Origin of the sequence: Moorena producens PAL-8-15-08-1, assembly GCF_001767235.1 — a bacterium.
Taxonomy (GTDB): domain Bacteria; phylum Cyanobacteriota; class Cyanobacteriia; order Cyanobacteriales; family Coleofasciculaceae; genus Moorena; species Moorena producens_A.
The window spans coordinates 7344461-7358042 of record NZ_CP017599.1 but is presented as its reverse complement, the minus strand read 5'-3'; the positions used below and the strand labels follow the sequence as shown (position 1 = coordinate 7358042).

At 43.4% G+C, this 13582-nt stretch carries 13 protein-coding genes; 7 read left to right on the top strand and 6 right to left on the bottom strand.

Annotated features, from left to right (window positions below; translation table 11 throughout):
- Positions 1-141: 141 nt before the first annotated feature.
- Positions 142-1083, bottom strand: coding sequence for a DMT family transporter (locus BJP34_RS27045; protein WP_070395014.1), 942 nt, complete (start codon positions 1081-1083; stop codon positions 142-144).
- Between the two features lie 570 nt (positions 1084-1653).
- Between BJP34_RS27045 and BJP34_RS47890 the strand changes: the two genes are divergently transcribed.
- Together BJP34_RS47890 and BJP34_RS27040 are read left to right on the top strand one after the other, a co-directional pair.
- Entirely contained in the window at positions 1654-1791 is a 138-nt protein-coding gene (locus BJP34_RS47890; RefSeq protein ID WP_229424046.1) for a hypothetical protein, read from the top strand.
- Between the two features lie 266 nt (positions 1792-2057).
- Positions 2058-3605 (top strand): vWA domain-containing protein, encoded by a 1548-nt coding sequence (locus tag BJP34_RS27040; RefSeq protein WP_418904173.1) that lies wholly within the window; start codon positions 2058-2060, stop codon positions 3603-3605.
- Here the strand turns inward: BJP34_RS27040 and BJP34_RS41075 are convergent.
- From BJP34_RS41075 to BJP34_RS27030, 3 genes are all read right to left on the bottom strand, one after another.
- Positions 3559-3828 (bottom strand): hypothetical protein, encoded by a 270-nt coding sequence (locus BJP34_RS41075; RefSeq protein ID WP_149031214.1) that lies wholly within the window; start codon positions 3826-3828, stop codon positions 3559-3561. The genes BJP34_RS27040 and BJP34_RS41075 overlap by 47 nt on opposite strands.
- Positions 3829-3850: 22 nt before the next feature.
- Positions 3851-4222, bottom strand: a complete 372-nt coding sequence (locus BJP34_RS27035) for a hypothetical protein (protein ID WP_149031213.1) — start codon at positions 4220-4222, stop codon at positions 3851-3853.
- A 307-nt stretch (positions 4223-4529) separates the two neighbouring features.
- Complete coding sequence (locus BJP34_RS27030; protein WP_070395011.1) at positions 4530-5072, bottom strand: cysteine hydrolase family protein; 543 nt, start codon at positions 5070-5072, stop codon at positions 4530-4532.
- 548 nt (positions 5073-5620) lie between these two features.
- Here BJP34_RS27030 and BJP34_RS27025 point away from each other — a divergent pair.
- Positions 5621-7804: a DEAD/DEAH box helicase gene (locus BJP34_RS27025; protein ID WP_070395010.1), complete on the top strand. Its 2184-nt coding sequence runs from the start codon at positions 5621-5623 to the stop codon at positions 7802-7804.
- 55 nt (positions 7805-7859) lie between these two features.
- Here BJP34_RS27025 and BJP34_RS41070 read toward each other — a convergent pair whose 3' ends face one another.
- On the bottom strand, positions 7860-8057 hold the full coding sequence (locus BJP34_RS41070) for a hypothetical protein (protein WP_149031212.1): 198 nt from the start codon (positions 8055-8057) through the stop codon (positions 7860-7862).
- Positions 8058-8641: 584 nt separating this feature from the next.
- On the opposite strand from BJP34_RS41070, the gene BJP34_RS46115 reads away from it, so the two are divergent.
- On the top strand, positions 8642-8794 hold the full coding sequence (locus tag BJP34_RS46115) for a hypothetical protein (protein ID WP_193431285.1): 153 nt from the start codon (positions 8642-8644) through the stop codon (positions 8792-8794).
- Positions 8795-8822: 28 nt separating this feature from the next.
- Entirely contained in the window at positions 8823-10997 is a 2175-nt protein-coding gene (locus tag BJP34_RS27015; RefSeq protein ID WP_070395008.1) for a choice-of-anchor I family protein, read from the top strand.
- On the opposite strand, the gene BJP34_RS44615 is transcribed toward BJP34_RS27015, so the two are convergent.
- Complete coding sequence (locus tag BJP34_RS44615; RefSeq protein ID WP_158517501.1) at positions 10977-11120, bottom strand: hypothetical protein; 144 nt, start codon at positions 11118-11120, stop codon at positions 10977-10979. The two genes, BJP34_RS27015 and BJP34_RS44615, sit on opposite strands and share 21 nt — an antisense overlap.
- Positions 11121-11322: 202 nt before the next feature.
- Between BJP34_RS44615 and BJP34_RS27010 the strand changes: the two genes are divergently transcribed.
- Positions 11323-12237, top strand: coding sequence for a phosphate/phosphite/phosphonate ABC transporter substrate-binding protein (locus BJP34_RS27010; protein WP_070395007.1), 915 nt, complete (start codon positions 11323-11325; stop codon positions 12235-12237).
- Between the two features lie 99 nt (positions 12238-12336).
- The gene (gene hpsP, locus BJP34_RS27005; protein WP_070396903.1) at positions 12337-13518 is read left to right on the top strand and encodes a hormogonium polysaccharide biosynthesis glycosyltransferase HpsP; all 1182 of its coding nucleotides are present in this window, start codon (positions 12337-12339) and stop codon (positions 13516-13518) included.
- Positions 13519-13582 lie beyond the last annotated feature (64 nt).

Below are 13582 nucleotides of genomic sequence, written 5' to 3'. Positions count from 1 at the left end.
TTGAAGTAGGGTGGGCAGTGCTTGACAGAGATTCATTTGCTGACCATAGAATTGCTAGGCACTGCCCACCTTACGATTCATCTTAACGTCAGCATCAGCTGATAGCTGATAGCTGATAGCTGATAGCTGACAGCTTACATCTTAAGTAGCTTCAGTAGAACCAATATTATCTAATTCTCCATCTGATTTAGCCAGATAAATCCCAGATAATACGATTATAAACGTCAAGGCATTTAACCAACTCAATTTTTCTGCAAAAATTAGCCAGGCTAAGACTGCTGCAATCATGGGTTCCAGCAATAGGATGAGAGAGACAAAGCTAGATGAAAATTGTTTGAGACTATAGAATAATGCACCCAATCCAATGATAGAGCCACAAAGTCCTAGGCCAATAACAGCAGACCATGATGAAAAGGAAGCAGGAAATAGTCTATCTTCAAATAGCAATGTTAATGGTAACAACAATAGGCCACCTAAGGTATAAAGCCATAGTAAAATTGTGCTTGTGTCAAATTTAACTCGGAGATGCTCTGTTACCAAAAGTGTCCCCGCGTAGAAAAGGGCAGATAGTAATGCAACGCTGTCCCCTATCAATGTATCTCGATCGATATGAAAATCGTTAAAACCAATTAAAAACGTTCCTCCTAGAGCCAGTATCATGCCGATTAGGAAGCGACGATTAAAGGATTGGCTTAACAATAACCATCCGCCGACAGCTGCAAAAATAGGAGTGGTGTTGTGGAGCAGATTAGAATTAGCAACACTTGTTTTTGTCAGAGACCAAGCCCACGTCACTAGGCAAATTGAATCTAAGCTAGCAACAAGAAATAACGAGAAAAAATCCTGGACAGTATAAGCCTTGTTATCACTAGTAGATAAGCGTCCGCTGTGCTTATCCCAAAGTAGTTTGACAACCTTGCCAAGGCCCAACGCTAGGCTGGCAATCCAAAACCGATTAAATATTGTTCCATAAGGACCCATATCATGTTCTGTTATGCGAGTCAGAATTGGTGAAGACGATAGGGCAAAAATGGCAATTGCTAAGGAAGAAGACCCCCAGATTGCAGAACTTTTAGTAGACATGATCAACTTCCTTAATTAGGGATTATATAGTGGTTGTAAACAGTGGATTTAAACGATTTGAGGTAGATAATCCTGGATTTTAGACAACAGGAAATAGCGGATCACCAGAAAAGCGGATCACCAGAATCTACAAAAGGATATAGGGAATAGCGGACAGAAAAAAAATGATGTGTACCTCCTAATTAAGAAAAGTTCTATAAAAAGGGTTAAGTACATCATCAGTATAAACTATGGCGAGTAGCCATGGTTTATCTAATTTTATAGGAAGAGAAGTACAGCTTAAGACATAGTTTTCTTATTGAAAGGGCACAGGTAGCTTTGGATCAGGAAGCAGAAGATATCTTAAGCTTTGCTTCCACTCCTATATCTCTAAAAGTATCATAGGATAAACCCATCTTGTCAATCAACCAGGGGAGTTTTCAATAAACCTGGCCTTATGGTGCTCATGGACTCTATATTTTATACATATAGTGTTTATTTAATGGTAAAAACACTATAGATATGAATTAACAAAATTAGATCCGTTTACCCTGGGAAATACCATTTAATATAGAGGGTAATCCAGATTCATTGGCTGACCATAGGATGGCTAGGCACTGCACACCAAACGAGTCATCACTATTGCCTCTTGCCTTTTGCCTCTTGCCTCTTGCCTATTACCGTTACAGAAACCGCAACACAAACAAACAGCCTTCTGTGGTGGACTAGCTTAGGAATAAGCAATACAGAGGGCAAATCAAATGAACAAATTACTGAGACTATTCCTCCTTTCCGGAATGGTTGCTATCTTGGCACAGCTAACAACAGCTTGCCACAATCAGCCATCAGCCCAAAAATCAGACACAAGCTCTAATCTACCTGTAGCGCAAGACGTAGAACGTGAGCAAAGAGAGCGCCTATCAGAACTTATGGAATCAGCCCAGGTCGGGAGGTCGGGGGATAGTGTTAATCAGAATTTCCGTAACAGAGGTTTGATGCCCCGAGCCTCAAGGCGACTCTCCGATAGCCCAAATGCACGCTTTAAATCAGTTCCTAGTCGCTCAATTGCGAGCAAACCCAAGCCGTTACTGACAACACAGCCAGCTATCCCAGAAGCCAGCAACAGAGAAAACTATAGTCCCATTGATGAGAACGCCTTTCAGAGAGTAAAGCATAATCCCCTGTCTACCTTTGCGATTGATGTTGATACCGCTTCCTACAGCAATCTTCGTCGTTTCCTTAATAACGGTCAACTTCCCCCTACTGATGCCATCCGTATCGAAGAATTAATTAACTACTTTAACTACGACTATCCCGAACCAGAAAGCGATCGCCCTTTCTCGATTACGACAGAAATTTCCCAAGCTCCTTGGAATCCCACTCACCAATTAGTTCACATTGGTATCCAGGGGGAAAAGATGGCCATTGAAGATTTGCCTCCCAGCAATCTAGTCTTTTTGCTGGATGTCTCCGGTTCCATGAATTATCCCAATAAGCTTCCCCTGCTCAAAGATGCCTTTCGGATGCTGGTCAATGAATTGAGAGAAGAAGACCAGGTTAGTATTGTCGTCTATGCTGGAGCTGCTGGGGTGGTTTTACCTCCTACTCCAGGCAACCAGAAAGATAAAATCTTAACAGCGATTGAGAATCTCAATGCCGGGGGGTCTACTGCTGGGGGAGCAGGAATTAAACTGGCTTATAAACTCGCCCAGGATAATTTTATTAAATCAGGAAATAACCGAGTTATTCTAGCAACCGACGGAGACTTTAATGTGGGAGTTTCCAGTGATAGCGAATTAGTTAAACTAATTGAACAGAAGCGAAAAAAAGGAGTTTTCCTGACCGTATTAGGATTTGGAACCGGTAATTTACAAGACTCCAAGATGGAGAAAATTGCTAATAAAGGTAATGGCAATTATGCTTATATTGATAACGAGTTAGAAGCTAAGAAAGTCTTAGTTAACGAAATCGGAGCCACTCTACTCACTATTGCCAAAGATGTTAAGATTCAAGTAGAATTTAATCCTGCCAAAGTCCAAGGGTATCGTTTAATTGGTTATGAAAATCGGCGGCTGAAAGATCAAGACTTTAATGATGATACTAAAGATGCCGGAGAATTAGGAGCTGGACATACGGTCACGGCACTGTATGAAATTATTCCTGTGGGAGCGAAAACTAAGGTCAAATTACCCGATATTGACCCTCTGAAATATCAATCCAATGCTGCTTCAACCACTAATTCCCAAGAATTAATGCAGGTCAAGTTACGTTACAAAGAGCCTGACGGTAACACCTCTCAACTCCTGACCTATCCCTTAGTTGACAAAGCTGTAAAGCTAGAGGATGCTTCCGATAACTTTAAGTTTTCCGCTGCCGTTGCCAGTTTTGGTATGGTGTTAAGAGATTCTCCTTACAAAGGTAAAGCCAGTTTTGACCAAGCATTAACATTAGCAAAGGAATCCGAAGGGGTAGATTTAGAGGGGTATCGAGCTGAGTTTATTGATTTGGTTGAGAGTGCGGAGGAAATCGGGAGTAGGGAGTAGGGAATCGGGAATCGGGAATCGGGAATCGGGAATCGGGAATATACAAAGGTAGCAACTCAAACAAAGGTACAAACCGAAACAGAAAACCCCAAACAAGTGCTACGCTTTGGTGCCAACTACTAGCTGGGGTTTCTCTGTCTGAATCTTCGTCAAAAAAGGGCAAGTCTATTAACCCCTGATGCCAGATAACCAAAGACCAGAAATTAGCAAGGCTAACAGTCAATTTATCTGCGCAAATCGACCGCCTAAAACTCCCAGGGGTTGGTTCTTAACCAGGGTTCCACCGCCGCCTTACAATAATCCTCCCAATTCGTAAACAACTCGGTAACGAATCGTAGCGGAACATGATCTATATCGGGGTCATTCGGGTTTGAACAATCGACCTTGCCGTCTAAGATCCCCACACTCCCGACCACCTTGGTCAGGGTAGCTTCATCCTGTCCTTGGATGGGCTGAGCCGTTGTTGGTGAACTACCGAATGCCGATTTTTGCTTAGGCATTTCGGTGATGTGTTCTAGATTGGTGATTTGTATTCCCATTAATGAATACAGTCTCCTGTTACGAGTTTTCTTTAACGTCTTTTTAACAAAAAACCACATCAATCTTAGGCAACTCAAACTCCTAAGTCCAGCCAAAATGGCCACTAAAACTCCAGGAATAACTGACGCTCATAGAGTCGATCCTGATCCAATCCATGGATCAAGTAGTGACCTGTGTCGGGTGTATCTCATTTTTGCTGTTTGACACGGTGGTGCGTTACGGGCAGCAACATAACCCTGACTACGAGGCGAAAAATGAAGGCCCCCCTGAAGCACCACTAGCAAAATTTTCAAAAATGAGATGCACCCCCTGTGTCTTGCTGCTCATCTTATTGTTATCAGTCTTGAAGAACAAATCGCACTGGTTGTTATCTCGGCTCAATCCCTACAAAAAATCAGATAAACTAATCACATCAGCATAAGCAAAACCCAAAGCATTCATAAACGCCCCATGTACGTCTTGAGCGATAATCTTCTGATTCCCAAAAACCAGATCTCTAGTAGCACAGGCATCATGAACTACCTTACACTTAAAACCAAAATCAGCAGCAGCGCGAGTGGTAGCATCAATACACATGTGACTCATGGCACCGCAAATAACTAGCTGTTCAATCTCAGCTTGTTTGAGTTCATCGAGCAAAGTAGTTTCCCGAAAGCTATTGGGATAATTTTTCGGGATTACAGTTTCACCAGGAAGGGGTTTAATACTCTCATGGATTTCAACTCCTTCAGTGCCTCGGATAAAAAAGCCTGCATTAGAATCAGCTTCAAAAAAGTGCTGAATGTGAAACGTTGGCAACTTGTTTGACCGAAAATGCTCTAGTAAATGTTGAGAATTTTGACTAGCTAAATTCATCCCCACTAGTTCCATAGAACCACCAGGAAAGTAGTCATTCTGAATATCTACTAGTATCAGAGCTGTCTTCATTTCTATTCTCTGCCCCTGTTTTTACTTAATCGCTTTAGATTATAACCCACATTCCGCCGGTAGTACCATAGAACAAAGTACTACAACCCTCGAACAGAATTTATAAATTAGTTTTTATATGGAAATTTGTATCGTCCTTTATGCAGTAATAAATCTAATTATCTGGTTGGTTTATACAGATATTGGCTTAGGGATTTTGTCAATTTTTTCTATTCCTGATTGCCTAAACCCTTAATTTTTCGTTTTATTGGAATTCCCTGCACCCTGTATTCCATAGCTGACAATTTGGGAACTCTAACTTTAGGACTGCATAAAGCAGTATAGCACTTCTGAATTAGGTGAAGTACTTTCCTCCTGGGTTTTAGGGAGCTAAGGCCGTAGGCCACGCTTTTGGGCTTTGCCCGACGCTGCGCGAACAGGAAAAGAGCAGGGAGTAGGGGTCGGTTCCTCTTCCCTGCTCCCTGCTCCCTGCTCCCTGCTCCCTACTCCCTAAAACCCAGAACTTTGTACCTAACCAATGTAAATCTTACTAAAGGAAATTAGCCCAAATGTCGGTTATCGATATAGATCAGGGTCGCAAATTTATTACCACTGAACCGATCACAGAAAGTGAAGAAACAGGAAAACAAAGAGTGTGGGATGCCACTCGCAGTGCTTTTTCAGAACGCAAGTGTATTGCCTACTGGCGCTATCCTATTTTTTATAAAGTAGGGGAAATCTCTAAAGAGCCTGATATTTTAATTACTGATCAAGACCTTGGTCTAGTAGTAATTAAAATCCAATCTGTCACTATTGATGAAATTATTACTATTGATGGTGATCAGTGGCAACTCCAAAACTATTCCACCGCTGACCCAAATCCCTACCAACAAGCTGAACATCAGTTAAAAGCAATAGTCGCTTTTTGCGATCGCGAACCAGCAATTTGGCGCAAAGTTACCGGTAGGGCGATGATTGCTCTTCCTTTAATTACTCAAGAACAATGGCAACACCACGGTTTTGACCAACTGCCAGACTGTCCTCCCATTATCTTCCAGGATCAACTCGGTAAAGTTGGCTTGCTAGAGTGTATTCAAGAAACTGAATCAGTGATACCAGGAGAAGACATAGATGATCAGCAGTGGAAGTTACTCTTAGCCGTGATCAGCGGAGCACCAATTTTCCGTAAACCTCCGCGTACCCTAGTCTCTACCGAAGGCAAAACTCGCGCTAGTGTTGTAGCCGCTTACACCCAACAACTCTACGAATTAGATTGGCAGCAGGAACACATTGGTAAAGAAATCCCTCCTGGATTTCAGCGGCTGCGGGGAATTGCGGGGTCAGGAAAAACAGTGCTGCTATGCCAAAAAGCCGCTCATATGCACTTGAAGCACCCAGACTGGACGATTGGGTTAGTGTTTTTTAGTCGCACCCTCTACGACTTGATGATTGGGTTAGTGGATCGATGGCTGCGTCGTTTCAGCAATGGTGATATCCAGTATGACCACAAGACTAACCACAAACTGCGAGTGCTTCATGCTTGGGGTGCTAAGGATCAGCCTGGTTTGTACAGCACAATTTGCCAGTTAAATGGCGCTAGACCCAAATCCGCTGGGGATACTCGGGAAAGACAGCCCAATCGGGGTTTAGCAGAACTTTGTAAACGGCTATCGGAAGAAATCAAGATTGAACCCTGCTTTGATGCCATTTTAATTGATGAAGGACAAGACTTAGTTACTGAAGATTATTTAAAATTCCAGGGCAAACAAGCTATTTATTGGCTAGCTTATCAAGCCTTACGACCCGTTGATCCAGAACAGCCAGAACAACGGCGCTTAATCTGGGCTTATGACGAAGCTCAAAGCCTAGACACCTTAAAAATTCCTACCACAAAAGAACTGTTGGGTGAAAATCTCAGCCGACTTTTGTCACAAGGATCACAATACCCTGGTGGTATTAAAAAATCTGAAGTTATGCGGCGCTGCTACCGCACTCCTGGCTCAATTCTCACCGCTGCTCATGGGCTCGGAATGGGGTTGCTACGTCCTGAGGGAATGCTAACTGGAATTACCAGAAAGGAAGATTGGGAAAAAATTGGTTATGAAGTCAAAGGAAACTTTATTCCCGGTCAACAAATCACCATCCATCGTCCAAAAGAAAACTCCCCCAATCCAGTTCCTGAGTTGTGGGGCGCACCAGTATTAGACTTTGAAACCTATGGCTCTCGTCAGGAAGAAATGAGTGCGTTGGCCGATAAGATTATGCATAATCTGGTTGATGATGACCTTAAAGCGAGTACAGAAATCTTAGTGCTAGTTTTAGGCTCCAGTTCTGAAGCAATTGAATTAGAAAATCATGTCGCTGTTGTTTTGATGGAGCAAGACATTGATATTTATATTCCCACAGCATTGGAGTTGAATGAACTAAAACCTCAATGGCCCCACGTTGATCGCGATCGCTTCTGGAAAGATGGTGGGGTAACCATATCTCGTGTGCCCCGTGCTAAGGGTAATGAAGCGGATATGGTGTATGTGGTCGGTATTGATAATGTTGCCAGGAACGAGAGTGATGTCAGTTTGCGTAACCAGCTATTTGTAGCATTAACTAGGGCGCGGGGCTGGGCAAGTGTCAGTGGAGTGGGTGACTATCCTATGTATAGCGAAATCCGCCAGGTCATTGAAAGTGGCGATACCTTCACCTTTACCTACAAGCGACCTCTAAAGCGGGATATTGGTGACCTTGAAGACAGTTAACCGTCACAACTGTTCAACTTCGGAATAGTTCATGGTGGGCAGTGCACCAGACAGATCATGAAGCTTGCAAACCGCCTTCGTAAGCACTGCCCACCCTACGATTAATGACTTGCAGCATTCTCAATAAGCTTGGTTCATGGTGGGCAGTGCACCAGACAAATTCAGAAGCTTGCAAAGGGCGTTGGTAAGCACTGCCCACCCTAGGATTAATGACTCCATAAGCTTGGTTCATGGTGGGCAGTGCACCAGACAAATTCAGAAGCTTGCAAACCGCCTTCGTAAGCACTGCCCACCCTACGATTAATGACTTATTGGCTAAACCCTTAATTTTTCGTTTCAGTGGGTAAGTCCTATCCTTTTAAATTATTGCCAGGATGGCCACATAATTACGTGAAATAGTTCTTTATTAATTAATATAGCCCTGTAGTTATTGATGTACACCTAACTATAGGTAATTTTTAGTTAATTTTGTTTATTAGCTGGCCTAACCACTAGTAATCCTAAAAATCAACCTGACTATCTAAATACAGTTTACCTGTTTTATTTCTGATTAAACTAGTTTGCTTAATCAGGAAGATACTTTGTGGTTAATACTTCGAGATTTTGAATATTTTTTTAATAAACCAATTTTATTGCTTATAAAATTATAAAACAAACAGATAATATTCACTATAGCAGGGTGCATCTCCTAAAAGCTGTTTGAGCCGGTGGTGCGTTACGGGGTGGGCTATTTCAACGCTGGCAAAGAGGCGGAAAATCAGGGCAATCCCACCCCTAACGCACCCTACGCAAAATTTATAAAAGTGAGATACACCCCTATAGCAATTATCAGGACGAGTGAGGTACACAGGATTTTTTCACACTTCCCATACTCTTAACCCTGTTCCCTGTTCCCTGTTCCCTGTTCCCTGTTCCCTGTTCCCTGTTCCCTATTCCCTGCTCCCTGTTCCCTGCTCCCTGCTCCCTGCTCCCTGCTCCCTTTTTATTTAAAACCCAACTATAAATCCTAAATTTAGCCATGACAAATTATATAAAACTATCAACAATTAGTACCTTTGAAACCGGTATATTTGACGATGGTGCTGCTGAAATTCCTGCTTATGACACCAGCTCACAACGCCTGTTTGTAGTCAATGGCGCTAATAATGCCATTGATGTTCTGAATCTGAGCGATCCTGCTAATCCTACCAAAATTACTGAAATTAGCCTCAATGATTTTGGGGGAGGTACCAACAGTGTTGCGGTGAATAATGGTATTGTTGCTGTAGCAGTTGAAGATGAAAATACACAGAATCCTGGTCAAGTTGTTTTCTTTAACACTGATGGCCATTTCTTGAATGCCGTAACTGTTGGAGCGCTACCTGATGCATTGACCTTCACCGCTGATGGTCAAAAAGTGTTGGTAGCTAATGAAGGAGAACCCAATAATGAATTTACCGTTGATCCAGAAGGGTCTGTTAGTATTATCGACATCTCTGGAGGTGTTAAGCAAGCTACTGTTACTAACGCTGACTTCAAAGCATTTAATCCTCAAATCGAGCAATTGCAAGACCAGGGAGTACGTATCTTTGGTCCCGGTGCTACCGTAGCCCAAGACTTAGAACCTGAGTTCATTACCGTGTCTGAGGATTCCCAAACAGCCTGGATTACCCTGCAAGAAAATAATGCCTTGGCTGTGCTAGATATCAATCGTGGCGAAATTACTGATATCTTGCCCTTAGGATTTAAAGACCACAGTCTTCCCGGTAATGGCTTCGATGCTAGTGATCAAGATGATGGGATTAATATCCAGAATTGGCCGGTTTTTGGAATGTTCCAGCCGGATGCGATCGCATCATTTCAGGTAGACGGCAAAACCTTCCTAATTACAGCTAACGAAGGGGATAGCCGGGACTTTGAGGGCTTTAGCGAAGAAGTGCTAGTGGGAGACCTTAACCTAGATCCCCATGCTTTTCCCGATGCAGCTGAACTCCAACAAGCTGAAAACCTGGGTTCCTTGATAGTGACAAACACTTTAGGGGATACAGACGGTGACGGTGATTTTGATCAGCTTTTTGCCTTCGGGAGTCGTTCCTTCTCCATCTGGGATGAATATGGCAATCAAGTTTTCGACAGTGGAGATGACTTCGAGCACATCACTGCGGAATTTCTCCCTGATGACTTTAACTCCGACAATGACGCCAACAACTCCTTTGATACCCGCAGCAATGACAGAGGACCGGAACCCGAAGGAGTGGTAACAGGAGTAATTGATGGACGCACCTTCGCTTTTATTGGCTTAGAGCGTATTGGTGGAATCATGGTCTATGACGTGAGTGACCCCACTCATCCTACCTTTGTGCAATACATCAACAACCGGGATTTTAGCGGTGATGCTGCGGCGGGAACAGCAGGAGACCTTGGGCCAGAAGGATTGACCTTCATTTCTGCCGAAGATAGTCCCAATGGCAGACCTCTGTTGGTAGCAGCCAATGAAGTTAGTGGCACGACCACCATCTATGAAATCGACTCAATCCTTCCCGATCAAAGCATTGTGGGAGATGAGGGGGATAACAAACTAGTTGGTACTGAAGAAGATGATATCATTAAGGGTCTCGAAGGCAATGACACAATTCATGGTGACCGAGGTGATGACTTAATTCAGGGAAACCAAGGTGATGACAAGCTTAAAGGGGGTCGGGGTCATGACGACCTTGATGGTGGCAGTGGCAATGACACGATCAGGGGGGGTCGAGGTCATGACAACCTTGACGGTGGTCTAGATAATGACTTTCTCCAAGGGGGAAGGGGTGATGATATCCTAGATGGTAGCCATGGCGATGATACCATTAAAGGGGGTCGCCATGATGATATCCTAGATGGTGGCAGTGGCGATGATATCTTAAATGGTGGTCGTGGCAGTGATGTCATGACTGGTGGTGAAGGCAATGATCACTTTATTTTTAAACAGAATAAAAGTCTATTACCCGGTGAATTTGATGTGATCAAGGACTTTGAGGTAGGTGTCGATAAAATTGAATTCCAGGGTTGGGGGAATATTGATCCTCAAGAGTGGTTGAATTCGGTTATCTATGACGGTCGGATAACTAACACCGAAGATGGGACTTTGTTTCAGGCCAATGATGCTGGAAAGGTTCTCATAGAAGGAGTGAGTGTAGAGCAGCTCAGTGCCTCAGATTTCAGCTTCACCTAAACCAGGAAGACATCCAGACAAATGATTAGGGAGCATCTTGGTTCCACTAATTTTGCCAAAATTGGTAAAATTTTGTGAATTTAGCCAATCTGGCAACATCCCTAGCTTGTTATGTTGTCTCATTGTAATTGTTCTGAGTTAGGGTCGTTTATTTTTATGAATGTGACTCCTTCAACAACAGAATGTTAGATATAGCTAGTCAATGGGAACTATAAGTTCATAAACCTGAAATTCATCCAGGGTGCATCTACTTTTTTTCAGGTTTTTTTCAGGATACTTTTTTCGGTAAATCTCCTGAGTCAGCTAGTCAAAGACAGAGTAAACTATGTTCCGAAAGGTTGTAACCACAATCGCCCTGATTGGGATCCTAATTCCCCTATGGGGTTGTCAAAATCAGAGCGAATCTCAAGCTAAAGAAGTGATTGTGCTAGGGGACATTGCGTTGAATCCATCCAGAAAGCAACGTTTTCAAGGGGTTGCTGATTACCTGGCAGCTAATTTAGGTCAAGCAGGAATTGGTCAGGGGGAGGTCAAAATTGCTTCCGATAAAGAAACCATGGCGCAATGGATAAAAGCGGGTGTTGTGGATCTTTACATGGATAGTCCTTATCCAGCCATGTATATGGTTAACCAAACTGGTGCTAAGGTAATCCTGCGCCGCTGGAAGAAGGGTGTTGCTGAGTACAGTACTATATTTTTCGCCCGCCAAGATAGTGGTCTGAAATCTCTGGAAGACTTAAAAGGCAAAATGCTTGCCCTAGAGATTCCCTTCTCCTCCTCAGGTTATATGTTTCCTCTATCTCATCTGATGAAAGCCGGTATGAATCCAGTGGAGAAGGGGGAAGCGAATCATCAGGTGCCTAAAAATCAGGTGGGATATGTTTTTGCTGGTGATGACCTCAACACTGTGCGCTGGGTATTGAGCAAAAATGTTGATGCTGGTGCTACTGATAGTGAAACCTTTGCAGGATTGTCAGAGAGTCAACGGTCACAGCTAGTGGTGTTGGCAGAAACCAACAAATTTCCTCGACAGGTGGTAGTTGCTGCACCAGATATGGATCCTAAGGTACTTGAGGAAGTCAAAGAAGTACTAATGAAAATGCATAAGAACAAAGAGGGTCAGGAAATTTTGCAGAAATTCAAAAAGACTGCCAAATTTGATCAATTTCCCCAAGAACCAAAAGCAGCTTTAGCACAGATGGAAGAGTATTATGAATTGGTGCAGGCAGGGGATAAGTAATCTAGAGGTTGCTCAATGATGGCGTCAGGTCGTGATTGCTCCTAAGGTTGATTAGGAATAGTGCTATCTTTGACCCAACTTGGTATTAAGAAATATCCCATGCGAATTTTACAAATCGTCCCGTCGATTTCCCTGGTATATGGTGGTCCGAGTCAAATGGTAAAGGGACTATCTCAGGCTCTGGCCTCTCAAGGAGTAGCAATTACAGTACTAACTACTAACTCTAATGGGGATGCTGGTCAACCCCCTTTGGATGTACCCCTAGATCAACCAGTAGAACAGGATGGTTATCAGATCAGATACTTCCGTTGCTCTCCCTTTCGCCGCTATAAATTTTCCCTGGGCTTATTACGCTGGCTATGGCAACACGCCTCAGAATTTGACCTTGCCCATATCCATGCCTTATTTTCTCCAGTAACTACAGCAGCGGCTACCATCGCCCGAAAACAGGGATTACCCTACCTATTGCGTCCCTTAGGTACCCTTGACCCAGCGGATTTGCGGAAGAAACAACAGCTAAAGCGCATCTATGCCGCACTGTGGGAGAAACCGAATTTAGCTGGAGCAGCTGGTATACACTTTACCAGTCCACAGGAAGCTAAGATTTCGGAACGTTTTGGGACAGCATCCCCTGATATCGTGATTCCCTTAGGAGTAACGCCGCCAATCCAGCAACAACTCCAGCAACAACTAGCTCAAGCACGTACTGAATTAAAGATTCCCCATGACCAACCCTTAGTGTTGTTTATGTCTCGTATTGACCCGAAGAAGGGATTGGATTTACTTATCCCAGCTCTAGAAAAGCTATTAAACGAAGGATTCCAGTTTCACTTTGTCTTGGCGGGAACTAATCCTCAAGACCCAAGTTATGAAAATAGTATCATAGAGCAGATCAAGGCTTCAATTCTATCATCAAATACTACCATTACTGGTTTCGTGACCGGTGACTTGAAAGCAGCATTGTTAAAGGATGCGGATGTATTTGTCCTGCCATCTTACTACGAAAACTTTGGGATTGCAGTAGCGGAAGCGATGGTGGCTGGGACAGCAGTGGTGATTTCTGACCAGGTCCATATTTGGGAAAACGTCAAAGATGCGGAAGCAGGATGGGTGAGTCCTTGCGAGGTTCAGGCTTTGACTAGACAGTTACGGGAAGCCCTGCAAAATAAAGAGGAATGCCAACTGCGGGGAGTCAAGGCTCAGGAGTATGCTTTAAAGCACTATAGTTGGAATGCGATCGCACAACAAATGATTCAGGTTTACCGTCAAATTAGTCATTAGTACCCCTACGGGTACTGTCAAACCCCCGATAAACCAAGCAAAATAGATGTATCAGCCAATGAGC

Bases quoted from the DNA above. Each gene is read 5' to 3' on its own strand.
- BJP34_RS27045 (WP_070395014.1), bottom strand. From the start codon at position 1,083: ATGTCTACTAAAAGTTCTGCAATCTGGGGGTCTTCTTCCTTAGCAATT.
- BJP34_RS27040 (WP_418904173.1), top strand. From the start codon at position 2,058: ATGCCCCGAGCCTCAAGGCGACTCTCCGATAGCCCAAATGCACGCTTT.
- BJP34_RS27030 (WP_070395011.1), bottom strand. From the start codon at position 5,072: ATGAAGACAGCTCTGATACTAGTAGATATTCAGAATGACTACTTTCCT.
- BJP34_RS27025 (WP_070395010.1), top strand. From the start codon at position 5,621: ATGTCGGTTATCGATATAGATCAGGGTCGCAAATTTATTACCACTGAA.
- BJP34_RS27015 (WP_070395008.1), top strand. From the start codon at position 8,823: ATGACAAATTATATAAAACTATCAACAATTAGTACCTTTGAAACCGGT.
- BJP34_RS44615 (WP_158517501.1), bottom strand. From the start codon at position 11,120: ATGAGACAACATAACAAGCTAGGGATGTTGCCAGATTGGCTAAATTCA.
- BJP34_RS27010 (WP_070395007.1), top strand. From the start codon at position 11,323: ATGTTCCGAAAGGTTGTAACCACAATCGCCCTGATTGGGATCCTAATT.
- hpsP (WP_070396903.1), top strand. From the start codon at position 12,337: ATGCGAATTTTACAAATCGTCCCGTCGATTTCCCTGGTATATGGTGGT.